Below are 24086 nucleotides of genomic sequence, written 5' to 3'. Positions count from 1 at the left end.
AATAGTATAGATCACTTTGAACAAAAAACCAAGTTTGTGCTGAATGCAAGATAGGTTAGCCCACCTGTACATACCCTCATCGTGGCTGAACAAATCAATACCCGGCTTCTCCATTCGAGAAATGCCGGGTATTGGATAGAAAGCGATGAATGCTATACAAGCGATATAGGATTAGATTAACAGGTTAAACAGATTCGGATCGCGGTTCAGCTCTACATATTGAATATTGTGATCTTCCATACGCTGAATGAGAGCGCCGTAATCATCGGGCGAGCTAAGCTCAATCCCAACAAGTGCCGGGCCATTTTCCTTGTTGCTCTTTTTCGTATATTCAAAACGGGCGATATCGTCATTCGGACCGAGTACCTTTTCCAGGAACTCACGCAGGGCGCCTGCACGCTGCGGGAAGTTGATGGTAAAGTAGTATTTCAGCCCTTCATAGATCAGGGAGCGTTCCTTAATCTCCTGCATACGGTCAATATCATTGTTACCGCCGCTAATAATACATACAATCGTCTTGCCCTTGATATGCTCCCGATACATATCCAGTGCTGCAATCGGTAACGCACCAGCTGGCTCGGCTACGATTGCATTCTCGTTGTACAGATCGAGGATCGCAGAGCACGCTTTACCTTCTGGTACACGGATTACATCATCCAGTGTCTCACGGCAAATCTCATATGTTAGCTGTCCAACACGCTTCACGGCTGCACCATCGATAAACTTATCGATCTCCTCCAGCGTGACCACCTGATTACGGCTAATCGCCTCGCTCATCGATGCAGCGCCCAGTGGCTCGACTCCGATCAAACGAGTGGATGGACTAATAGTACGCATATATTGACCTACACCGGCAGCCAGACCGCCGCCGCCAATCGTGATAAACACATAATCTGCCGGACGATCCAGACTTTCCATAATCTCCATACCGACTGTACCATTACCTGCAATAATATAAGGATCGTCAAACGGGTGAATAAAGCTCATATTGTACTGTTCACACGTCTTCATCGCTTCTGCATACGCATCATCAAATGTATCGCCAACGAGAATGACTTCCACATTCGCTCCACCGAACTTTTTCACCATTTTCACCTTTTGATTCGGTGTGGTGCTTGGCATGTAGACCTTCCCGCGAATATTCAGCTGTCGGCACGAAAAAGCAAAGCCCTGCGCGTGGTTACCCGCACTGGCACACACGATGCCGTTTGCTAGCTCGTCACTGGACAGATTGCGAATGCGGTTATACGCACCGCGAATTTTAAATGAGCGTACGACCTGCATATCCTCTCGCTTCAGATACACCTCGCACTCATATTTTTCAGACAGGGTTGCATCCCGCTGTAGCGGTGTACGCACGATAACGTCGCGCAGTACGTGATGCGCCCGTACGATATCCTCCATACTTACCGTTTGCGAATTGTTATCCTCCGTTGCTCTCATTGCTTGTCTCCTCACTCCAGACGCCCATCCCGTCATTATTCGTTTTGGTTCAGCATCCTGTATGGTTCTGAATCGGCAGGTGTCGCGTTGAGTTGTTCTTACGCTTCCGAAGTTCAACCCACTTCCATCGATTCAGTCTGTCGTCTCCACCCGAACGGGTATCGCTGCTAGCTAGCACGATGCTATTGTTCTACCGTACCGCCAACTGGAACGATTTTCAAGCCTATTGGTACAAATTCTACACATATCGCATATGATAGCGTTAACAAAAGGGATCTCTACACAACAAAAAGCCGCCCTGTGTCTACAGTGCGGCTAGTACAAGCTGGTTCGATTAATCCACAACGATGACCTCAACACCCATTTCCTCCAATTCATGAATTGCCTCTTCCGGCAATTGATCGTCGGTAATAAAGCGGTTCAGGTCCTCCATGCCGAGGAAACGTACCAGTGATTTGCGACGAAACTTGGAGCTGTCTGTTAGCAAAATCAGTTCATCGGAAATCTCGATAATTTTCTTTTTGAGTTGCACATGTGCTTCAGATGGCTCGGTCAGTCCACGCGTCAGATCAAAGCCGTGACAGGAGAATAGAAACTTGTCCACATGGTAGCTCTCGACCATCTTCTCCGCATGAATGCCGGTATTCGCCATCGAATCCCGATCCAGATACCCACCGATCAGAATCACATTGATCTCGGTCTTCGGCACAAGCTCGTTCGCGATTGCCAGCGAATACGTCAGTACCGTTAGTGGTCGGTTCGGCAATTGCTTAACCAGATGCAGACAGGTCGTGCTTGCGTCCAGCGCAATCACATCGCCCGGCTGAATCAGTGAGAGCGCATGCTCCACGATTGCCTTTTTCTCTTCAATATTTTGCGTTTCCCGCTGTACAGCAGGAGATTCGTATTGCTCACGGTTACGGTTAAACACCGCGCCACCGTGCGTACGCACAACGATACCTTCAAGCTCCAAACGTTCCAGATCGCGCCGAATCGTTTCTTCTGTCACATTGAAGCGGCGACTTAATCCGGATACGCGGACTGTGCCTTCGGCTTCAAGAATGCGCAGGGTCTCGAGTTTACGTTGTGCTGCAGATAATGCGTCTTGTCGCCTCGGATTTTTGCTGCTCATTGAGTACACCTGGCCTTACTATATAAATTATCAATCTAATCGATCTGCAAGCTATGAATCCATGCTGGATGCTACGTCAAACAGGAAGCAGTATACATGATGTACATTGTCGAAATCAGCTCATAATTTCAGTATATTGCGTGCATTATCCGCTCCTGCATGCAGAGGGAGAATGTTGCATAGGGACAGTATGTAAACGCTTATTGTTTTGAAGTGTAAACAAGTGTCCATGTGCAATGTGTTCATCTACTTCAATATACCGTATTTAGACATTCGTCACAATAAAAAAGGGCTTATTCGCTTATTTCGAAGATGAAAATCTTGATTTTATGCTATTTATTACATTAAATGGATAATTAGGGTATAAACAAGCAGCTGTGTTGTTGTACTTGCACTTGCACTTGCACTTGCACTTGCACTTGCACTTGCACTTGCACTTGCACTTGCACTTGCACAATTAGGATATTCTAGCTCTGCCACTTTTCATAGACCTTGTTTCTGAAAAAACCGTACCTGTATATTCCAAGGTACGGTTAATTTTCATATATGGTTCAGTATGAGGTTTCATTTTAAAATGAATTGGGTTGAGGCTGCTCTCATAATTGGCGATTATACTGACATGTACCACATCATCTATTGTCCATGACAGTATAACGATTCTTATCTAGCAACCCTCCCCTAACAGCGAGCATTATACGATGCGACTCAGGAAATGGCTTACGAAGCGGTCAGCATCTACATCCAGGGCTACGTCGATGTGTGGCGCCTGACTGGCGTGTACGCCGGTCGTTTTGCCCAGGGAGTCCTGGTCTGTGCATTCGACATGTACGGCGTAGGATTCGGTGCGTACGAAGGTTGGATCGATCGCTACACTGACGGCTAATGGGTCGTGTAGGGCGCAGCCGCGTCCGCTAGTAATGACGCCCTTGTAGGCTTCCATGTAGAAATCGGTCATGTCTGCAAGGAAAGTGGCCAGGTTGGTGTTCAGGCTACGCCATTGTTCTAGATGGGCAGCAGTGAGCAACGTCTGCATCGTCACATCCAGGCCAACGAGTGTCACTGGCATACCGGAGCTAAATACTAGCGCCGCGGCATCAGGATCGGAGTAGGTGTTCGCTTCGGCATATGGTGTCACGTTGCCCGGTACGGTGACTGCGCCATTCATCACGATCAGGCGAGCGATATGCTGGGCGATGTTTGGCTCCAGCTGTAGGGCACGAGCGATGTTCGTCAGTGGCCCAACCGCGATGACCGTGATCTCGCCGGGATTCGCCATAATTTGCTGGACGATAAACTCAGGGCCGGACAGAGATTCTGCCTGTCTTGTCGATGGCTCACGATATTGATTACCGATTCCATCTGCTCCGTGAATATGCCGGGCAAATGGCTTGGTATAGTCGCGTTGCAGCGGCTTGGCTTCCCCCGGATATACAGGTAGCGGGCGCTCCAATTGATCCAGCACAACCAGTGTGTTGCGTGTTGCTTCTTCAACCGTAATATTGCCAAATACAGTGGTAATACCTAGCACGTCTAGCTCTGGGGAATGGACTGCATAGGCAATTGCCATCGAATCATCGATGCCAGTGTCTACGTCTAAAATAACAGATTTCATAATAAACTCCTTTGATGATTAATAACATTTATTTTAAAACAGATAATAATGAAATAAAATGCCTTTAATATTTTAAAAGTATAGAATTACCCATCATTTTGAAATAAATTACTTTTAATGGTATAATGTAAACTTACTTTTTTGAGAAAGGAGGATCGAACTCCAAAAACACAATAAATATTATAGAAAGTGAGTGTTAAATAATGAAAACAAAAATACTTATTTCTTCTACAATAGCTGCTTTACTAGCAACAAGTGCAGTCTTACCAAATGTCCCTATTGCTCAAGCTCAAAACTTAATGAACGAAGAAAGTTTAGATAAAATGGATTCACAAGAGCTTTTCAACTATGTTTATTCTAACTCTCAAGCAAAAACTGAACAAATCAAAACAGATGATGGAGAAACACTTACTTCAATTAATTTAGAAATGGATTCTGATGACATAAAATCTAGTAATCTCTCTCAAGACAATAAAAGAATGCTAGAAAACTCTTTAGCTCCTTCTATCGACGGTGAAGAGAAAGCGCTAAAATCAAAAACAATAGTTTCCGTTCTGACTGCTCAAGACGAAGTAACTGTTGAACAAAACAGAAAAGAACTTCTTTCAAATACTAGCTCTTCTTTAGCTTCAGCTGCTGCGACAGGTGGAGGTAGTGTATACGACCAAGCATCAAAAGAAGGGTACGGCACTGTAGTAGGTACTCTAAATTATGTATCAACCACTAAACAAAATGTCGATTATTTCGGCATTAAAAGCATTTCAGGTAAATTCTTTCCCATTGGAGATACTATTATTGTTAGTCGCACTATGATAGCAGGACAAGTAGGTCCTGGAGTAAATAAAGTTCAATATTACTATCCTTCTCAGAATTCAAAAACAACATACACGCTAAATTGGACAAGTGACAGCATGCTAGCACCTAGAGGTGCAAGTGTTGTTGGGATGAATATTAAAATGGATGTCAAAAAAGGAGCAAATGGTAAAGTCTTCACGGTTCAAAAACCAGTCAATATAATAAATTATTGATGATATTTGATTTTCAGCCTAATTCAACCTTTAAACTATGAACTATATACAGAAAAGCAGCTATTTTCTTAATTTAAGAGAATAGCTGCTTTTCTTAAATCATTTCTTCTTATATAACTGAGTTGATTCAACTACTCTATTGCTGGAGATACATATTGTGATATGGATTTTCAATCAACTAATATAGTAAAATTTTTTCTGTCTTCATATTGAAGTGAATATACTTTTTCTTTTGTGAAATAATAGAATTTATTTAAAGAAAGAAATCCAGAAAATTAATTATTAAAATGAGTACCAAATTAAAATTCTATGCATTTCAGCTTCACAGCGCTATAGTCAACAAGGATATTTTTTTGTAGAATAAGAAGACGTGTGATGTGAGACATGAAATGTTACATAGAATGTGAAGGCAGCTTTGCTCTTAACAAGCTTGCTACAGCATTGTCGACGACCATCACAAACTCGTAATCTTGAAGTATATGAAATGGAGGATATTATGAAGAAATCTAGGCTGATGTGGCTATCTATTGCGTTCCTTCTTTTCTTCGGAGTGTGTACCGCAAGCTGGAGTCCAAGCGCGGTCGCTCAATCGGAAGAAGGCAAGACGTATCAAATCGGTACGGACGTTACGTTTGCGCCGTTTGAATTTCAACGAGATGGCAAATATGTAGGGATTGACCTCGATTTGCTAGCAGCTATTGCAAAAGACCAAAATTTTAAATATGAACTCAAACCACTTGGTTTTAATGCTGCACTACAAGGTGTGCAATCGAATCAATTGGATGGCATGATCGCTGGTATGAGTATTACGGATACGAGAAAACAAACATTTGATTTCTCTGATCCCTACTACGAATCCGGTGTTGTTATGGCGATCGGTCAAGATGACAATACGATCAAAAGTTATGAAGACCTGCGTGGTAAACGTGTAGCGGTTAAAACGGGTACAGAAGGCTACAATTTTGCTAATTCAATCAAAGATAAATATGGTTTCACTCTTGTACCTTTTGACGATTCTGCACAAATGTACGAAGAAGTAGTTATTGGTAACTCTGCTGCCTGCTTCGAGGATTTCCCAGTTATCGCATTCGGTATTCAACAAGGTATGAAGCTGAAAGTGGTAACTGAGAAAGAGAAAGGCTCTCCTTATGGCTTTGCCGTGAACAAAGGACAAAATCAGGAATTGTTACAAAAATTCAATGCTGGACTGAAAAATATCAAAGCCAGCGGCGAATATGATCAGATCGTCTCTAACTACTTGGGCAACACGAAGCCAGGTCAGGAATCAACGGATGCACCTCCACCTTTGAGCAAAATGGAAATTATTATGGCTGCTCTTCCTATTCTGTTTAAAGGATTAGGAATGACACTGATGTATACGTTCATCTCCTTGTTCTTTGCATTTATTTTCGGTCTGATCTTCGGATTTATGAAAGTAAGTCCAAGTAAAACCGCTCAATGGATTGCGACCGGGTTTGTCGATATTTTCCGTGGTATTCCATTGCTTGTACTTGGCTTGTTCATTTATTTTGGTATTCCGGGCGCACTCGGTATTAAAATTCCATTGATCGTTGCCGCTGTACTGGCGCTTAGCTTGAATGCTGGAGCGTATGTAACTGAGATTATTCGCGGTGGTATTCAGTCGATTGATAAAGGTCAACTTGAAGCTGCACGTTCACTTGGTCTGTCATATCGGACAGCGATGATCAAAGTTATCATTCCACAAGCAATCAAGGTTATGGTTCCATCGTTCATCAACCAGCTTGTTATCACACTCAAAGATACGTCGATCATGTCCGCTATTGGTCTGGTCGAGTTGACGCAATCCGGTAAGCTGATCGTAGCGAATAACCTCCAATCCACTTTGATCTACGGAATGGTCGCGATCATGTACCTAGTTGTTATCACCATCCTGACTAAACTGGCAGACAGTGTCGAAAGGAGAACACGCCGTGGGTAAAATTAAAATCGCTAACCTTAAAAAGAGCTATGGCTCTAACGAAGTATTGAAGGACATTAACATGCAGATCGAAGAAGGCGAAGTGGTCTGTGTCATCGGCCCTTCCGGTTCTGGTAAAAGTACCCTTCTGCGCTGCGTGAATAAGCTGGAAGAAGTGACAGCTGGCGAGGTCATCGTCGATGATTACAATATTAGCGACAATCGTACCGATATCAACAAAGTTCGTGAAAATATCGGCATGGTGTTCCAGCACTTCAATCTGTTTCCACATATGAGCGTGCTCAAAAACATCACCTTCGCTCCGGTGGAGCTGAAAAAGCAATCTGAAGCAGAAGCACGCAAAACGGCGCTACAGCTGCTGGAGCGCGTTGGTCTGTCTGACAAAGCAGATGCTTTCCCAGGTAGCCTGTCCGGCGGTCAGAAGCAGCGTGTAGCGATTGCACGCGCACTGGCAATGAACCCGGATATTATGCTGTTTGACGAGCCAACCTCTGCACTCGATCCAGAAATGGTCGGCGAGGTACTTGGCGTTATGAAGGATCTGGCAAGCGAAGGCATGACGATGATGATCGTTACCCACGAAATGGGCTTCGCACGCGAGGTTGCTGACCGTGTTATCTTCATGGATGGCGGTTATATCGTAGAAGAAGGCGCGCCAGAGCAAGTATTTGGCAGTCCGAAGCATGAGCGTACGATTAGCTTCCTGGAGAAGGTTTTGTAATTTAAGCAGGTTCTGAATGTCTTAACAGATTTTTGTTGAAACGCCTGGCATTTCGTTTACGATGTACGCCAGACCGTAAGAAAGCATGTTATACAACATTGCCAACATAAAAAACCGCCGTATGCAGCATAGTAGTCTGCATACGGCGGTTTTTTGGCTATGAGCAAGTAACAACAAATGACAAGTAATAACAAAGGATCAGATACTGCTAGCGGTGGTGAAAATGCTGAAAAAGATTAGAGCTTTGATGCTTATTGTATAGCATAAGCGTTACCATATCGTTCAAAGACATACTATATGGATGATGTGGAATCCTCTTCCTTTTTACATCGCCTTACGCTTCTGTGCTCCGTATAATCCACCCTATTCCTCCAGCTCTGCAGCTTCCTTCAACCATATTTCCAGCGCTGCTGGCGGATTCAATCGCTTGGCGATCGTCGTATTAAGCGGCACAGGTGGCATTAATTCGACTAGCACACAGACCTGCTCTCGTGGCTGATTTTGCGAAAATAATCCTTCCTCATCCAGCTGTCGCATCGCCTGCTCCATCGCTTCTAAACGCATCACTAGCTCCAGTTCCCAATCCTCAGACGATATTTCATCTATACGTGGTCGCGTATCCAGCAAGTGCTGTACAGGTTCAAAATAGGCTTCTCCCAGGATACTATACGGCGAATCAGCATATGACCATTTCACATCATAGTCTGGATGTTGCGCCTTCTCCCGCTCTAATGCCTCTACTGACCATGCCGATGCAAATGGGGCATAGCCTTCTGCAATCGTAATTAGACTACAGTAATAGTAATGCTCACCGTTCGCAAACAGCTCGCCAAATGCCTGCCTCGCTGCATCTGCGATCGCCGTCGTCAATTGTGTGCTAAATGAGTCCATGGGATCATTCACTCTCCACCAAGTATAATCGGGCGATATGCTAACGCTGCATCCACAATTTGCTCTGCTGTCCAGTCTTCCTCATTCCAGAAAATCAGATTGCTCACTTCCGGATGCGGCACCTGACAGGTCAATAATTCTAGCCATTCATCCTGCTGTTGCTCGCTGCCTTCGCCGTATTGAATACGCTGGACGAGTTGGATCAGTTCAGCACGGGATAGGGATGGTTGCATGGGTGTCACTCTCCTTTGGGTGAGGTATACGAATGAGATGTTACTTTAATGATTAGCGCTTCTTGAGCTAATATCAAATTCGCTGCGTGAAATCCTTTTTGCTTATCTAAAGGAAACCTCTCTCTACTCATTGGCTAGAAAAATAATCTTTCCCATGTACAATCCAATATTGTTCCTGTGGCGGTACTTGATCCATGAAGCTTTCATACTTCCCGATCCAACCCTCTGGTATATAATGCTCAAACGATGCAGGCTCTGGAAAGTAGGAGATGAATCGCTTCTCATCAAAATTAACTAATAAAGATGGAGTATATTCTGTAATCGAATCGGGTTGAGTCAAATGATCGTCCTTTAGCTTCAATAATAACTCTCTTAATTCCGCCACACTTACTCGATATTCGCGTATGTTATGTAAAAAGTCTGCCGCTGAATGTTCATTCACTACTACAATATCAAAGCGTTCTGAATAGTCACCAGCAGTGGGCAATTCATAGCCTTGATCTACATAGGCTTGCTCTAATTTGGTTAAATCTAAATACCAGTACTCCTTGTCGGTAACATACCCGCTCCATGTCTGATCGTAGATCACAGCAACGATGATATTTTCGCCGTACTGTATCGGTATCTTCATTCGTATCACCTCTTTGGATTTGATGTTTATTTTGGTGTACGCAAATATTCATAGGGTTCTTTATCAAAACCATTCCAAAATACCCACAGTCTTTCACAACAATCACATTTAAAAAACATACGCATCTCTTGATACAATTGTTCTGATGATTGAAGCAAGCTATTCATCCATTTTCCAACGGAAATATCGAGAAAGATTATAATTGGCTTTAGTAATATCATTATGAGAACATTTTGATACAATGCGATTCAATGTCTCCTCAAGCTTTTTCCCATTAAAGTCTCCTGTTATGATACATCCGCGTCCTATAATAATATCGCCTTCATGCGTCATCCGTTGTAACCTTTTTGGACTAATTAACTCAAACGAAAATAAGTCAGATGCGCCATGTATTTCTTCGGGACCAATATCAATATGATAATAGATATAAAAATCATCTCCATCATCGCCCCAATCTTCCAACATTTTTGTCAGTGCTTTTATTATCAGCATTTGAGTCTTCTCCTTAATTCAGTATATCGATAGTGGCCTTTCTGATTTGCTTTCACGTCTATGCTTTGTCCGAAACTTGTTCTTATCATATTCTTATTGTTCAAGTTAAATCCTGAAGGTTCTCATTTCATTTGAACGTGAAAAGATAATAGTTAAAAACATCTTACTAAATAATTAGTAAAGCATCTTTCACAGCATTTGAGTTTCCAAACTATACAACTATGACTTTCAATCAAAATCTTCGATCTCTAAAAAGTCGAACTTCGCAGTCAGCTCCATAATCTTTTAAATTTCTTCTTGTAGCGCGCTCAGCAATATTACATATAGCTTCAAATGAGAAGTGTTGATTATCAGTTTTGTTCATGGTGAGCTTCCTTTAGTAAGATTATTATTTTCGTTTAAGCTTTTGATCAAATTGTAAATACTAAATTGCATTAGTTTGTTTATACTCCATCATAATCCTAAAATAATTATTTGGGCAAAAACGCTCGGATGCTTTCCGCCACCTAATTGGTTTACTTGGAGTAGTTCTCTATACTTCGAACAATGTGCTTGCTCTCCATCCACTTCGCACATCAGTTATTTGACGTTATTCTACAAAAGAAATCTTGAAAAGCATAAGAGCCCCTCAAGATTAAAATACAGTTTCAATATTAAATAATTCTTATTAAATTAGATATACGTTTATAGTTGAAAATATATCGTGAGACTTAACTTTTGATCACGATCAATCATTCATTTTTTCAAAACGTGCTTAGACATTCGTTATATTACAGATATAGCTAAATATTTATAAAATGCGATGTAGCTATCCTAATAATTTAACTACATAGCATTTCAAATTTTAATTGACCTATTTTGCAGTAAACATTTTGTACTCTTCCTCGGTCACCCTATACTCTTTACCTCCATATAGCTCTTCCCATATCCAGAAGAAAAAGTCTCTCGGTGGATTAGGGGGATCAAACGGAGGTAATATCGATTCAAATACGCCTTCAAAATCAATTGTAGGATGACTCAGATAATAGCGAAGTGCTAAATTAGCTAATTTTCTCTTTTTCTCTTCTTTTTGATAAAAAGTTTCCTTTAACCGCTCATTTATAATTTTTCTGTAGTCTTCTTCTGTTTGAGGCGGCACACTCATATAGTAAACTGATTCAACTTCATCTTCTGCGAGACCAGCTAAGGGTTCTAAAAACATCGTCAACATATCTGGTTTAATAATAAACAATGCTCAATTCTCCTTTATGATTTTTTTAATTTAGGTCAGGATACATAGTATATAGTTGATCATTCCGAAAAATAGCCACAACTTTTGAAGATTTTATATACGTTTGTCCACCTCTTTTGTACCCTTCTCCTATAATGTCATCCATCGAAAAATTAATTTTATTTGCCCCTGTTTGCCTATAAATAGTCTCAGATCTTTGAGCAGAATTTAATTGAGCTTGATTACTTGAAAATCTCGAAGAATTTACAGGACGTAAATGATATCCATCAGATATTACACCTGTTGTTGCTCGCAAATATTGCTCAGCCAGAGTCGTCTGAGATCCATGCCTGGAATAGAAATGTGCATTAGGAATCGCACTTTCCATTTTCGATAATTGTACTGCTGCATTATCTTCAATTTTTTCGTCAGTGAAGACCTTGTTCCAGCAAACAACTGCAAATCCAGCTTCAATCGCAAACTTTGCTTCTCGGCAACCTCTATCTCATTAACCTGGGTTTTTCCAATCTTTCTGAGCTTCCCTATCAACCAGGTACCGCCTTCAACCGTACCCTTCACTGCCCACTTCCCAGCTACCTTACCACCCGGCAGCCAGCTCAGCAGCGTTCCTCCACCTGCCGCTACCCGATCTGTCACTGACAATTGCTGTCCGGTGATCAGATCCACACCAGTGAACACTTCCTGTATGCCTTTCGCCGTACCGACAAACGGAATCGCGTCCGCTACAAAGCTTCCGCCCTGCTTCAACCACTCCGCTCCATCTGCACTCAATCCAAATGGATCGATATACGATACCGGATTCCCATTCCCAATACTTCCTGTCACCACATCCCGATTTACAAAGCGCTTGATCTCCGGGTTGTAGTAACGTGCTCGCATCTGGTACAGACCATTCGGATCGGTTTGTACACCGTCACGTCCGTTGTACTGGAACGGTTGCTCGCTATCGCCGATGTGCTCCAATTGTTCGCCATACGTGTCGTACGTGTACGTATCGGTCACTTGTCCAGTTGCATCGGTCAATGCGATGGTGCTACCGCGTAGATCATAGTGATTCGTCTGGTTGTGGCCTGCGGCATCTTCGCGGCTGATCAGTCCGAGTCCGTACACATACCAGGCTTGCGGCGTACCCTGTGCATCGGTTTCCATCAGCACTTGAGATAGCATCGCATGCGGGTTGATGACGAATCGGGTGGTTTTCCCGTCGACGGTTATCGCATTACGATTGTTTTCGTTATCGTATCCATAGCTTACGCCACCGGCTTCGATCAGTCGATTACGCGCATCGTAGCGATAGTCCTCCATCGAGCCGTTCAGTGGACCATGCAGCATATTGCCTTCTGCATCGTAGCGCACTGTTTGACCATTTACAGTTGCTAGTCGGTTATGTGCAGTGTAGGTCATGTGCAGATCGCCGTATAGACCATATGTGTCTTCGGTAATGGTCGTGGATGTTGCTATATCGGTAGTAGCAGCATTTGTAGATTCTGCACGTTCTGGTTCTTGAATCAGGCTGTTTGCTTCAGTTGAGCCGTATACATCCTGCCCTACACGACTTCCCTGATCTTCGCCAGTGTCTACTGCGCTACCGGGCATTCCATTTTGCATCACCTGAAGACTACAGCAAACATCAAACAAACGGATGCCAGTTAAATAGCGGCATCCGTTTGTTTCTTAGAAGGTTGTTTTACTGTCTATCAAATAGGCACTTGACTACAATAGTATGAAGCCATTCAATTTTTTTGTAAAGTTAATCGTTTGTCCCTATTTATAGAGATTCAAGGTGGACTACTTAGGTGAAATTTAATAACAAAATTAAGCTCACATTTAAAAACACTTCATTTATAAAATATTCATTTTTTAAAATAATCTGTCACTATTTGTGTTAATTCATTACATCCTAATTCGATATTGGTTAAATAATAGATAAAAAACTCCTCTACTTCTTTTTTAGAAAACAGACTAAGGTACTGGAATGTAAGTACCTTAGTAGCTAGCTCGCTATCATTGCTTTCAAATTCTGATTTCGCATACTTTAGTACTTGTCGCAAAAAACGTAAATCTTGGAATTTCAAAAGAACATTAAGAATATAATTAATGTCATTATCAATGCTAGCTTCAAAGATCTTGCTTATCTCATTTTCGTTTAACTCTTGTTGTATCAATATCTCTTTGACACTACTAAATATATTTAATGCTTCTACATCGTCATTATAATAATCTTCCCAAAAACTTAAATAAGCAAACTGTTCTGGTAACAAAACGGAGCTTCCATTGGGTTTATTCCATAGGATCCAATCTGAGCTTAATTGTGCAGAGCGTATTTCAAATAAATTAGCTGAGTACAGGATTATTTGATTATAATCATTCTCTATCCTGTAAAACTCTTCACCATCTATGCTTGTTTCTACTGCATAAATCATATAATTTTTATTAGTCGATATGCCATGAACTTGGTTCGGTAACTCTTTCAGGTATACTCTCATTTATTTAACAATAATCATCTTATATTCTTCTTCATTCAAACTATAATCTTCACCTTTAAATAATTCTTCCCATATCCATAAGAAAAACTCTCTTGGTGGATGCGGTGGGTCAAAGGGAGGTAATACCGATTCATATACTCCTTCAAAATCAATAGTAGGGTGGCTCAAATAATATCGAAGTGCTAAGTTAGCTACTTCTTTCTTCTTCTCTTCCTTTTGATGAAAAGGTTCCTTTAAACGCTCTTTGATAATAGATCTATAGTCATCTTCTGTTTGAGGAGGCTTATTCATATAATAGATCATCTCTTCATCATCATCAGCAAGCCCTGTTAATGGGTCCAAAAATATTCTTAATAGATCAGGTTTAATAATAAGCAATGATCATTTCTCCTTTATGATCAGTCTGAGTTGGTTCAGGACACATTGTATTTCGTTGACCATTTCGAAAACCAGCATTGTACTACTAAAAAAACATCTTATTAGCACAGCCTTATCCAGCTACGATCAAATCTACACCTCTTATAGACAAGTTCTGCCCTGTCCATGTCGGTCTATTTAGTCTAATATATCCCTTTTAAACTCTCAGATTCTAATACTGGAATATCAATATATTGACATTATCTTACCATAAGCAATTATTTTTCTCCCCGTATTTAAAGTAAAAGAATACCCTTTAAAAATAAACTCTTGGTAGTCTTCTCCATACGGCAATTCGATTATTACTTTATGACATTGCCCCCTTCGGATAATCGTTTCATTTGTATGTAGGATTACTCTGCACATTATAAGATCATTTTCCACGTTAAATGAAGGCATCATTCCAGCAAATCCTTCTTTATACATCCCTCCTTATTCTTCTGATTTTAGATAAATGTCAGCTTCTAGTTTTAACATATAAATCTCCTCCTTGATTAGATATCTATATTTCAAACTAGAATTTAAAAGCAATATCTCACTTTGATCTTGCTAAATAATCTTCTAAGATAGCTTGGCTTACTGGATGTATAGTCGCTATTCCATCAGACCACCTTGTATCATGCGCATCGACCATAACGAAAACTAAATAAACGGCTTCCGGTAGAGTTCCGGAAGCCGCTTATAGCTTAGACTCTTTTTTCAATGCCTACCTTGAAGGCATGATAACAATACCTTGGTCTTTAAAAAGATTTCCCGTTTAATTTTCTTGATTTATTTTAAAATCAGTGTTATTGCAGACTCAATATTTCAGTGACATTTAACTGAATATAAAGTCAATTATTGAACCAATTTTTATCTATAACTCTATTACCAGAATCAATCATTTTCTTTTTGACTTGTTCAGAAATATTGCTATCTTCAATCAAAACTGCAGATTTAGTTTCAATATCTACAATAGCATAAACATTGGGAGTAATCTCAAATAGAGCATATTTGTCTTTGTTTATCGTCCACATATCTATATAATTATTCAGTTTCATTTGTCCTCCTATATTAAAAATACTGAGTTTTACTTCAAACTATTTTTATCAAAATATACAGGTGTCTTACCAACAGGTACGATTTGAGATTTACGCTGAGGTGATCCCGATTGTTCAAGTAGTTGCATTAGTAGTTGATCATCTGGGCTCGGTCGTGCTGTACCACACGGATGAGTATGTGATATTAATCTCACGTCCTCACCAAGAGGTATATTAACTCGGTTATGCACTCCTGAATATAACTCATAGTATCCACCCCCTCCGTTTTTACCAGATCCTGCTCTATAAACTTGGGCAAATTCTACTCCATATTCTTGAGTAAGAAATTCCATTTCTTCGGGAGAAAGTCTTTTGGGGATTTTCATACCTTTAGCTCCTGGCAACTCTGTAACATCACTAAGTGTCCTTCCGTCAGCAGTATACCTTTTAACCATTGAACCTTCACTGAGGCTCGCGCTTTTTTTGATTTTTTTGCTTAGATTACCAATCAGCCACGCGCCGCCTTCAACGGTTCCCTTCACCGCCCACTTCCCAGCCACCTTACCACCCGGCAGCCAGCTCAGCAGCGTTTCTTGCTCTCTTTTTGAGTTCTAGTAAGTGTCGAACTTCATATTATAATCTGTCATTAAAAAACCTTGAATGGCATGAATCCATTCAAGGTTTAACAAAATCATTCCGTAACCATATTAATATTTTCTTCGTTAATTCTACAACTAAAGCTAATTAAACTCGAAAAATCACGTTTAATTTCTTTGAAAACTGCTAAATCTAAAGCAGTACGATATTTTGCCTTGCAAAAATTCCTTTTCATTGAACCCTGTGTTTATACTGCTAAACACTAGAAATAGATACGTTTGGTATTTCCACAAAATTATTTTATAACATTGTTATCATCACTTCTAGCGCAACAGTGAATTTCATACCTTACCTAAAGTTAAATGAATCATCCTATAAGAATTACCTCTCATTTATGAAAATAGCAAAATTAGTCTTAAAACGTACAGAAGCGGCAATAGTATTATCTTAACTATATAACAATTTTAATTCATTATCTGTAGCAAGGATTCTTCCTATATTCTGAAAATCCCCTTCAAATATAGGTTTAGAAAATTTATAGTAGTTTAGACTTAAATCACATTTTCTTTCATATATCGAGATAGTCAATATAAGTTTGAAACCAGAATCATCTTCTTTAACATACATTAAAATTCCAGATTCTTCATTTGGCAAGTACAGAGGTTCACTTTCAAATAATTCCAACAGCATATAATCATCTTACTCAATAAACATTTGATAAAACACCTCCAATTGTATTCAAAATCCATAATGTGCATTCAAAGAGTTATCTAGGTAATAATTTGATTAGTTGAATAATTGGTTCATTTGTCCCTCCATCAATGGAAAAACCTCGAAAGGCACAAAGCCAATCAAGGTCTCTACATAAACAAGATTTCTAAACCACCATTGTCTTTTACCGAGTTACTCTAGTTTACCTGTCTGTTTATCAAGTAATCGACATGAGATTTTCTTCGCTCCCACGAAGTAATATTTTTCATTATTAAAGCCTTCTGCAATAAACTTAAATATATAATTGCCGATTTCCACCTCAAATTTGTCAGATAACTCTTCAACTTCTTTATGAGTGGCTAATTTAATAATATTGCTTGAAGTATCGGTTTTCCACCCAAAAGGTATTGAAACAAAGGATATTTGTTCAAAAGTAATCTCAATATTGGCTTCTTTTAAAGTATTATCTAACCTACCTATAATCGTTAAGTCCCAACCATTAGATAAGGCAACATCGAAATCCATCCAAGGTTCCTTTGAAACGTATTCGTTGATACTCCCAACTATTTGAATCACTTCTATTTCATTCATTAAGAACCTTTGGTCATTCAAGCTCATCACTCCTTATCATGGTAACTGAATATGTGTACCTCTAGCTGCATTTTCATTAAATAATGGGTTTGGACGTCCGTCTTTATAAGTTTCCTTTAACGTACTCTCATGATACCAATTCCCATTGGAATCCATATACTCGGTTCCCTCTCCAGGTTTCTGCCTACTCACCCTAAAAATGCTACCAGTCTTTCCATATTGAGATTCAGCTTCATGTGCCCTAACTTCGTATTTATAATCACCTTCCGTCCATTTTTCCTTAAATCTTCCAGGGACTTTATCCAAACCTTGTCTTTCTGCTGCAGTTTTCAGGAAATCACTTGGGTTATTTGATTTAGACAAATCAATACTTTTTCCCGTCTTCTTAGCAAACAACTGCAAATCCAGCTTCAATCGCAAACTTTGCTTCTCGGCAACCTCTATCTCATTAACCTGGGTTTTTCCAATCTTTCCGAGCTTTCCTATCAACCAGGTACCGCCTTCAACCGTACCCTTCACTGCCCACTTCCCAGCCACCTTACCACCCGGCAGCCAGCTCAGCAGCGTTCCTCCACCTGCCGCGACTCGATCTGTCACTGACAATTGCTGTCCTGTGATCAGATCCACGCCAGTGAATACTTCCTGTATGCCTTTCGCCGTACCGACAAACGGAATCGCGTCCGCTACAAAGCTTCCGCCCTGCTTCAGCCACTCCGCTCCATCTGCACTCAATCCAAATGGATCGATATACGATACAGGATTGCCATTCACATACGCATATCGGTTCATCGTTGATTTGCTATTAATTCTTAACTAAATAAGATAAAAACCTTAGGAAGAAAAATAATTCCTAAGGTTTTTATCTTAAATTTGTTTTGATACTGGTAAATATTCGAGCGGCTCTTCATCAAATCCATTCCAAAAAAACCACAATCGACCACATTTATCACATTCAACAAAAATTTTCATCTCTTGATACAATTCTTCTGCATTAATATTGTCATGATATTTATCATAATCTACATCAGAAATAAAATTGTATTGTACTTTGCAAGGAATGTCCTGAAGATTTAATATATTGTTGCAAGTACATAAAAGTTTTGGCATATTTTTCTAGCCCCTTAAGGTAAAATAATAATGTCATTAATATTGGGAGTTTTTCCTCCTTTATTAATAATACCATGTACTCGTCCAATGACATTACCTAATTGTTCCGATGTTACTGGTGTTTTTGATAAATCTAAAATAACACCTTCAGCTTGAGAATTCTTCTTTGCAATGCCTCCAATTATACGAGAGGCATCTTTAGTTTCAGGAGTATATACATCATATCTTTTTCCATTAACCAACAAATCTGAAGTGCCACCATCTAATCTCGTTCCTACTGGATGGCGTAATATTACCTGATTACCTTGCTCATACATGTAATTAGCTACTCTCAGTTCACTTTCAGAAAAGCTAACTTTCAGATTAGAAGAATGTTCTATGACTAGCGAACTTCCAGATGGAGCATTACCTATTGGCAATGCTAAAGGTTGATTTCTGTTTCCTCTTAACATAACTCCCATATTATCTCCAGCCATTTTACGACCAACTGTGGGAGCAACTTCATCAGCAGAAGACCTTACAACCTTCTTAAACAACCAGGTACCGCCTTCAACCGTACCCTTCACCGCCCACTTCCCAGCTACCTTACCACCCGGCAACCAGCTCAGCAGCGTTCCTCCACCTGCCGCGACCCGATCTGTCACCGACAATTGCTGTCCGGTGATCAGATCCACGCCAGTGAACACTTCCTGTATGCCTTTCGCCGTACCGACAAACGGAATCGCGTCCGCTACAAAGCTTCCGCCCTGCTTCAGCCACTCCGCTCCATCTGCACTCAGTCCAAACGGATCAATATACGACACCGGATTCCCATTCACATACGCATATCGGTTCATCGTCAAGCCATTTCCAATACTTCCTGTCACCACATCGCGGTTCACAAAGCGCTTGATCTCCGGGTTGTAATAACGTGCACGCATCTGGTATAGACCATTCGGATCGGTCTGTACGTCGTCGCGTCCGTTGTACTGGAAAGGTTGTTGACTATCGCCGATATGCTCCAGCTGTTCGCCATACGTGTCATACATGTACGTATCGGTGATTTGACCATTTGCATCGGTCAAGGCGATGGTGCTACCGCGCAGATCATAATGATACGTCTGTTCGTTACCGGCTGCGTCTTCGCGGCTGATCAGTCCCAATTCGTATAAATTTTATAATAACTTACTATTCTAAAAAGAAACCTTGAATGGTATGAAGCCATTCAAGGTTTCTTTAAAAGTTAATCACTTACCCATATTGAATGTTTTGGTAAGACATGACTGCAAACAGGACAATTTACTACTGGTATTTCATTAGCTTCTTTTAAAAGTTCCCATCTATTGGGACAACCATAATACAACTCTGGAATAGTAGGATTCGCAATAATGCCTGTCCAATTACAAATGCTACAGTTCACACGTTCCATCTGTACTCTTTGTAGTTTATCAGCATTATTCATAAATAAACAAAACATCCAAATATTTCGATCTCCTAGAGGATAGAAAGCAAGAGAAAATATATTATATTTTTTAGGAAACTGCATCATATACGATACCTGACCTACAGCATGGATAGGCCTACCTTCGATCACCGGATCATTGATTAATGAATCAAAAGCTTTAGTATCTAATATATATATATTCTTTTACCATCAATCTCATATTGTTGAATGAGTGAATTATTCAGATTCAATGTGGTGTAAAACCTCCTATACCAAATTTGATTAAAAATTCACTTTCTGTCGATCCCGGGAGTGTTTGTGGTATAAGCTGAAACTTGGGTATTTTTACCTCGTACACAGTTCCACCATTTTCAAAATATTTCGCAATATTTTTGTCAGTAGTTACAGACATTAATGTTCTATCCATTTTAAAAGCTTTTGGTAAATCAGTGACAAATGCACCATGAGCCTGTACATGACCATCTAAGTTATTATACCTGATGATTGGATTTCGATTCTAACTTTATTGAAACAAGTGGATTGAATACGATTTTAAAACAGGCTAGGGTAACTTGAGAACTCAAAAAGCCATAGAAAACCTAACTCTCTATGGCTTAGCAAATTATATCTGTATATTAACAAAGCTACTTTCTCTTTTTTCTGTAGTAGGATTCCAATAGAATAGCTGACCTGTTTGTCCATCAGAATTTTCTACCATGGTAGTCAACTCACATACAAGTGAAAGGTAACGAGCCAACCAAAGTGAAATATCAAACATACGGTTATTAAAAATTTCTTGAAAGGAATCAGTAGTAGTTATGGACATTGAATATTTATAATTAGGCCATTTATTATTAGGCTTTAATTCAATTTCAAAGCCCAAAACCTCAGCGTATCCCACCTCATCATACGGTTCTTCTTCTATATTTTCAAATCTTAAAGTTGGTATATGGAGTCCTTTTTCAATTGCTAAACCTAAATCCTGAAAAGACCCTTCATATTGAATAAACACATTTGCGTGTGCACCATGTACTTTGTCCAACATCTCCATTTTAACCCCCTAATTAATTGTTTGACGGTTTGAATTTTATCGAGAAGCCTGCCTTATTTGGTTTTAATCCTTCAAAGCCTGGTGTCTTAGAAAGAATTTTTCTAAACTCAGGATTGGCTTTTAGACTATTTCCAAATTGCTCATACAAAATATCACTTTCTATAAAATAATCAATATCATATTTGCTTAAATTAATAGGCTGACCATAAGTTGGTTTATTAGGATTACCTACTGTACCAGTTTTAAATGACCCTGTATAACCAGCTGTAAGATTAGGATCTATTTCTCTAAATTGAGGCAGAAGATATTTTTCAGCAAGATCATCTAGCTTTGTATGAAGTTCAACAATTTCAGGACTAACACTCCCCGTCTTCTTAGCAAACAACTGCAAATCCAGCTTCAATCGCAAACTTTGCTTCTCGGCAACCTCTATCTCATTAACCTGGGTTTTTCCAATCTTTCCGAGCTTTCCTATCAACCAGGTACCGCCGGAGGCAGTCCCCTTCACTGCCCACTTCCCAGCTACCTTACCACCCGGCAGCCAGCTCAGCAGCGTTCCTCCTCCTGCCGCGACTCGATCTGTCACCGACAGTTGCTGTCCGGTGATCACATCCACGCCAGTGAACACTTCCTGTATGCCCTTCGCCGTACCGACAAACGGAATCGCGTCCGCTACAAAGCTTCCGCCCTGCTTCAGCCACTCCGCTCCATCTGCACTCAATCCAAATGGATCAATATACGATACCAGATTTCCATTCACATACGCGTAGCAGTTCATCGTCAAGCCATTCCCAATACTCCCCGTCACCACATCTCGGTTCACAAAGCGCTTGATCTCCGGGTTGTAATAACGTGCACGCATCTGGTATAGACCATTCGGATCGGTTTATGTATCGGTAATCTGAACAATTGCATCGGTCTAGGCAATCTTGGATTCTTTTACATTGTCCCATAAAAAAAGAGAAATGAAGTTATTAAAATTAATTCTTCATTTCTCTTTTAATTTAAACTTTCATTTAAGCAAAGAAAGTCTCGTCAGGAAATTCCTCACCCTTTCTTAAGATACTGGCTATTTTCTTAGCAGCATAGGATAAATAATGATCCGATTCTTTTTGCGAGAAATTTTGGATACCCTCAATTTCTTGAAATGTTTTAGTTATCTTATTATATTCGATCTTACCTAATTGCTGTTCATTTGGACCATAACAGTAAATCACCTTTTCTTTGGTTTCTAATTCTTTGAATAAAAGAACATATGCACTCATTCTATTCACTCCCTATAATATCTTCTAAGGTGTCCAAGTACGACCTGATTTTGGTGAAATGGTAGCATCATGCGCCGTACCATAATCAGTTTTAAAAATCCCTTCAAATCTTGATTCGAAAAACTCGTGATTTAATAGACGAATATCTTCAGTTGTATAAGTCCCTTTTTGTAATCGAATCCAAGCTTGTGCCATTTCATAATCAGGATCAAAAATTCCAACACTTCCATCTCTAAATGTGTGTGCTTTAAAAAATACATGATCTTTAATTCTATTTATTCTTGAAACCTTCCATCCAGTATTGACTGCTATAAGTTCAACATCATTTGAACTTGCTCTTATCTCTTTATAAATTTTTTCTGCAATGGCTTCTTGTTTATAAAACTCTTCAGGATCAAGTAACCTGCCTCCTGTAGAAAAGATTTCCTTAGGAGCATGCTTTAGTTTCTTAAACAACCAGGTACCGCCTTCAACCGTACCCTTTACTGCCCACTTCCCAGCTACCTTACCACCCGGCAGCCAGCTCAGCAGCGTTCCTCCACCTGCCGCTACCCGATCTGTCACCGACAGTTGCTGTCCTGTGATCAGATCCACGCCAGTGAACACTTCCTGTATGCCCTTCGCCGTACCGACAAACGGAATCGCGTCCGCTATAAAGCTTCCGCCCTGCTTCAGCTAATCTGCTCCATCTGCACTCCGTCCAAATGGGTCAATATACGATACCGGATTCCCATTCACATACGCGTAGCAGTTCATGATAAAGTATACAAAAAACCTTGATTAAGTAAAAATCACTCAATCAAGGTCAATTATTACTTAGGCTTTAAAATATCATTTATCCACTGTTTATGTTTGAATACACAATATTCATAAAATTCCTTCAAATAATAATCTTCTGGTTTAATATCATTACCTCTTCCTTGGACTATATGAGGACTGTAGTCGGGATAATCAAAACTTTCCCAAAACTCCGTCAATGCAATTAAACCATATAAAGGACTTTCTGGGAGCTTATTCAATGTTTCTTTTAAAAGTATTACAATCCACTTCTTTAACTCCTTGTTCCTATTTAATTTTTCTTTTTGTGCTAGATTTACAACTAAATTTTTGATATATTCTTCCTCATTATTAGTTGCACTAGCTAACTTTAGTATCTCCTGAGGATAATTATCATTTAATTCAATCAACTCAATAGCATAATTAATGATATCTTGGCTTACTAAAAGTCTTTCCTTTTTACCTGGGCCTTCAATACCTATTAATATAACCGTCCATGTTATTGGAATATTACTTCTTTTAAACATCTGTAAATATGTCATGGTTTAATTGGCACTCCATTCATACTTCCATTCTCAATGAACATTCGATGAGTAACGTCACCTTTATCTACGATCCACTCAAATCTACCCGCCACATTATTATACGTCCCACTAAGTTGATATAAATCAGCTCCATCTTTCAACTTTGTTTTTATAGCATCTCCAACATAATTATCAAGTATGTCCGAAAAACCATGTGCTTTAGGCTTAGCAGGATATTCTTTTAATATATTTCCACTATCATCATATATTGGCTTGATCTTATCATCTTTTAGTGCACTTCCTTTACGTTCCAGGTCAATAATATCATTCTTTATAGCCTCTCCTTTTTCCTCAGCAAACAACTGCAAATCCAGCTTTAATCGGAAACTTTGCTTCTCCGCAGCCTATATCTCATTAACCTGAGTTTTTCCAATCTTTCCGAGCTTTACTATCAACCAGGTACCGGATTCACATACGCGTAGCTATTCATCGTCAATCCATTACCAATACTTCCTATCACCACATACCGATTTACAAAGCGCTTGATCTCCGAATTGTAGTAGCATGCACGCATCTGATACAGACCGTTGGGATCGATAAAGCAATCTTATTTTTTTTAATATCCTCATATCAAAAAGAGAAATGAAATTTATTAAAGTGATTTTTATCTGTAATTTTTAAAACGACGGATTGTCAAGCCAAGTGCGACAGTTCCTCTGAAAAGGATTCGTGAGCGGTTCTCCA

At 39.9% G+C, this 24086-nt stretch carries 26 protein-coding genes and 1 pseudogene; 3 read left to right on the top strand and 24 right to left on the bottom strand.

The features are described 5' to 3' along the window. Nucleotides 1–171 precede the first annotated feature (171 nt). The 3 genes from ilvA to IEX62_RS21740 all read right to left on the bottom strand — a co-directional run bounded on the left by ilvA (nucleotide 172) and on the right by IEX62_RS21740 (nucleotide 4187). Nucleotides 172–1443, bottom strand: coding sequence for a threonine ammonia-lyase IlvA (ilvA, locus tag IEX62_RS21750; protein ID WP_188778220.1), 1272 nt, complete (start codon nucleotides 1441–1443; stop codon nucleotides 172–174). Between the two features lie 334 nt (nucleotides 1444–1777). Next, nucleotides 1778–2575, bottom strand: a complete 798-nt coding sequence (locus tag IEX62_RS21745) for a DeoR/GlpR family DNA-binding transcription regulator (RefSeq protein ID WP_188778219.1) — start codon at nucleotides 2573–2575, stop codon at nucleotides 1778–1780. A gap of 691 nt (nucleotides 2576–3266) precedes the next feature. Next, the gene (locus tag IEX62_RS21740) at nucleotides 3267–4187 is read right to left on the bottom strand and encodes a nucleoside hydrolase (protein WP_188778218.1); all 921 of its coding nucleotides are present in this window, start codon (nucleotides 4185–4187) and stop codon (nucleotides 3267–3269) included. Between the two features lie 203 nt (nucleotides 4188–4390). On the opposite strand from IEX62_RS21740, the gene IEX62_RS21735 reads away from it, so the two are divergent. From IEX62_RS21735 to IEX62_RS21725, 3 genes are all read left to right on the top strand, one after another. Continuing rightward, the gene (locus tag IEX62_RS21735; protein WP_188778216.1) at nucleotides 4391–5215 is read left to right on the top strand and encodes a hypothetical protein; all 825 of its coding nucleotides are present in this window, start codon (nucleotides 4391–4393) and stop codon (nucleotides 5213–5215) included. A 496-nt stretch (nucleotides 5216–5711) separates the two neighbouring features. Further along, nucleotides 5712–7175, top strand: coding sequence for an amino acid ABC transporter substrate-binding protein/permease (locus IEX62_RS21730; protein WP_188778215.1), 1464 nt, complete (start codon nucleotides 5712–5714; stop codon nucleotides 7173–7175). Then, nucleotides 7168–7896, top strand: coding sequence for an amino acid ABC transporter ATP-binding protein (locus IEX62_RS21725; protein WP_188778214.1), 729 nt, complete (start codon nucleotides 7168–7170; stop codon nucleotides 7894–7896). The genes IEX62_RS21730 and IEX62_RS21725 overlap by 8 nt, the downstream gene beginning before the upstream one ends. Nucleotides 7897–8259: 363 nt before the next feature. Here IEX62_RS21725 and IEX62_RS21720 read toward each other — a convergent pair whose 3' ends face one another. The 21 genes and pseudogenes from IEX62_RS21720 to IEX62_RS21625 form a co-directional block, all read right to left on the bottom strand. Beyond that, nucleotides 8260–8787, bottom strand: a complete 528-nt coding sequence (locus IEX62_RS21720) for a DUF4303 domain-containing protein (RefSeq protein WP_188778213.1) — start codon at nucleotides 8785–8787, stop codon at nucleotides 8260–8262. A gap of 8 nt (nucleotides 8788–8795) precedes the next feature. Then, complete coding sequence (locus tag IEX62_RS21715) at nucleotides 8796–9020, bottom strand: bacteriocin immunity protein (RefSeq protein WP_188778212.1); 225 nt, start codon at nucleotides 9018–9020, stop codon at nucleotides 8796–8798. A 127-nt stretch (nucleotides 9021–9147) separates the two neighbouring features. Beyond that, entirely contained in the window at nucleotides 9148–9651 is a 504-nt protein-coding gene (locus tag IEX62_RS21710; RefSeq protein ID WP_188778211.1) for a hypothetical protein, read from the bottom strand. 159 nt (nucleotides 9652–9810) lie between these two features. After that, nucleotides 9811–10143, bottom strand: coding sequence for an Imm8 family immunity protein (locus IEX62_RS21705; protein WP_188778209.1), 333 nt, complete (start codon nucleotides 10141–10143; stop codon nucleotides 9811–9813). A 232-nt stretch (nucleotides 10144–10375) separates the two neighbouring features. Then, entirely contained in the window at nucleotides 10376–10507 is a 132-nt protein-coding gene (locus IEX62_RS23975; RefSeq protein WP_268239825.1) for a hypothetical protein, read from the bottom strand. A gap of 489 nt (nucleotides 10508–10996) precedes the next feature. Further along, nucleotides 10997–11374 (bottom strand): hypothetical protein, encoded by a 378-nt coding sequence (locus tag IEX62_RS21700; protein ID WP_188778207.1) that lies wholly within the window; start codon nucleotides 11372–11374, stop codon nucleotides 10997–10999. Between the two features lie 273 nt (nucleotides 11375–11647). Further along, nucleotides 11648–12970 carry a pre-toxin TG domain-containing protein gene (locus IEX62_RS21695; protein ID WP_188778205.1) on the bottom strand — a complete coding sequence of 441 codons (1323 nt, stop codon included), beginning with the start codon at nucleotides 12968–12970 and terminating at the stop codon, nucleotides 11648–11650. Nucleotides 12971–13227: 257 nt separating this feature from the next. Next, on the bottom strand, nucleotides 13228–13860 hold the full coding sequence (locus IEX62_RS21690) for a hypothetical protein (RefSeq protein WP_188778203.1): 633 nt from the start codon (nucleotides 13858–13860) through the stop codon (nucleotides 13228–13230). Beyond that, a complete protein-coding gene (locus IEX62_RS21685; protein WP_188778201.1) occupies nucleotides 13861–14238 on the bottom strand; it encodes a hypothetical protein in 378 nt (125 codons plus the stop codon). It lies immediately after the preceding gene. An 872-nt stretch (nucleotides 14239–15110) separates the two neighbouring features. Beyond that, nucleotides 15111–15317: a hypothetical protein gene (locus tag IEX62_RS21680; RefSeq protein ID WP_188778199.1), complete on the bottom strand. Its 207-nt coding sequence runs from the start codon at nucleotides 15315–15317 to the stop codon at nucleotides 15111–15113. Between the two features lie 29 nt (nucleotides 15318–15346). After that, nucleotides 15347–15838, bottom strand: a complete 492-nt coding sequence (locus IEX62_RS21675) for a hypothetical protein (RefSeq protein WP_188778197.1) — start codon at nucleotides 15836–15838, stop codon at nucleotides 15347–15349. Between the two features lie 958 nt (nucleotides 15839–16796). Further along, nucleotides 16797–17216 carry a hypothetical protein gene (locus IEX62_RS21670; RefSeq protein WP_188778196.1) on the bottom strand — a complete coding sequence of 140 codons (420 nt, stop codon included), beginning with the start codon at nucleotides 17214–17216 and terminating at the stop codon, nucleotides 16797–16799. A gap of 15 nt (nucleotides 17217–17231) precedes the next feature. Beyond that, on the bottom strand, nucleotides 17232–17984 hold the full coding sequence (locus tag IEX62_RS21665; RefSeq protein ID WP_188778194.1) for a pre-toxin TG domain-containing protein: 753 nt from the start codon (nucleotides 17982–17984) through the stop codon (nucleotides 17232–17234). A gap of 75 nt (nucleotides 17985–18059) precedes the next feature. Next, on the bottom strand, nucleotides 18060–18302 hold the full coding sequence (locus IEX62_RS21660; protein ID WP_188778192.1) for a DUF8617 domain-containing protein: 243 nt from the start codon (nucleotides 18300–18302) through the stop codon (nucleotides 18060–18062). 14 nt (nucleotides 18303–18316) lie between these two features. After that, nucleotides 18317–19444, bottom strand: coding sequence for an RHS repeat-associated core domain-containing protein (locus tag IEX62_RS21655; protein ID WP_188778190.1), 1128 nt, complete (start codon nucleotides 19442–19444; stop codon nucleotides 18317–18319). A 903-nt stretch (nucleotides 19445–20347) separates the two neighbouring features. Further along, on the bottom strand, nucleotides 20348–20770 hold the full coding sequence (locus IEX62_RS21650; protein WP_229686013.1) for a hypothetical protein: 423 nt from the start codon (nucleotides 20768–20770) through the stop codon (nucleotides 20348–20350). A 19-nt stretch (nucleotides 20771–20789) separates the two neighbouring features. Continuing rightward, a pseudogene (locus tag IEX62_RS21645) lies at nucleotides 20790–21641 on the bottom strand (pre-toxin TG domain-containing protein); the annotation flags it as partial. A gap of 151 nt (nucleotides 21642–21792) precedes the next feature. Further along, nucleotides 21793–22041, bottom strand: a complete 249-nt coding sequence (locus IEX62_RS21640) for a hypothetical protein (protein ID WP_188778184.1) — start codon at nucleotides 22039–22041, stop codon at nucleotides 21793–21795. A 24-nt stretch (nucleotides 22042–22065) separates the two neighbouring features. After that, nucleotides 22066–22716 carry a pre-toxin TG domain-containing protein gene (locus IEX62_RS21635; protein WP_188778265.1) on the bottom strand — a complete coding sequence of 217 codons (651 nt, stop codon included), beginning with the start codon at nucleotides 22714–22716 and terminating at the stop codon, nucleotides 22066–22068. Between the two features lie 137 nt (nucleotides 22717–22853). Further along, the gene (locus tag IEX62_RS21630; protein ID WP_188778182.1) at nucleotides 22854–23360 is read right to left on the bottom strand and encodes a DUF2247 family protein; all 507 of its coding nucleotides are present in this window, start codon (nucleotides 23358–23360) and stop codon (nucleotides 22854–22856) included. Further along, nucleotides 23357–23704 carry a hypothetical protein gene (locus IEX62_RS21625; RefSeq protein WP_188778180.1) on the bottom strand — a complete coding sequence of 116 codons (348 nt, stop codon included), beginning with the start codon at nucleotides 23702–23704 and terminating at the stop codon, nucleotides 23357–23359. Before IEX62_RS21625 ends, IEX62_RS21630 begins: the two co-directional genes overlap by 4 nt. Between the last annotated feature and the right edge of the window lie 382 nt (nucleotides 23705–24086).

It is taken from the genome of Paenibacillus hunanensis (assembly GCF_014645615.1).
In the GTDB taxonomy this organism is placed as follows: domain Bacteria; phylum Bacillota; class Bacilli; order Paenibacillales; family Paenibacillaceae; genus Saccharibacillus; species Saccharibacillus hunanensis.
The sequence above is the reverse complement of the archived record's forward strand: the minus strand, read 5'-3'. Positions and strand labels throughout refer to the sequence as shown.